Here is a 220-nt window from a genome sequence, read left to right as displayed (position 1 = left end):
ATTAGTGCAAAGAACTTTAAATAAGGCCATTAAATCACAAGACTATCCAGAAGCTGTTATTCTTCATTCTGACCAAGGAAGCCAGTATACGAGTCTAGAGTATGAAGAGTTGCTTAAGTATTATGGGATGACTCACTCTTTCAGTCGAAGGGGATACCCTTATCATAATGCCAGTCTTGAATCTTGGCATGGACATTTAAAAAGAGAGTGGGTGTATCAA

The 220-nt window shown here is 38.2% G+C and carries 1 protein-coding gene; it reads left to right on the top strand.

What is annotated here, in order from left to right:
- A partial coding sequence (locus FDX14_RS25110; protein WP_137350462.1) for a DDE-type integrase/transposase/recombinase occupies positions 1 to 220 on the top strand: 220 nt, incomplete at both ends.

The sequence above is a fragment of the Citrobacter sp. wls710 genome, from assembly GCF_005281115.1.
GTDB lineage: Bacteria > Pseudomonadota > Gammaproteobacteria > Enterobacterales > Enterobacteriaceae > Citrobacter > Citrobacter werkmanii.
The sequence above is the reverse complement of the archived record's forward strand: the minus strand, read 5'-3'. Positions and strand labels throughout refer to the sequence as shown.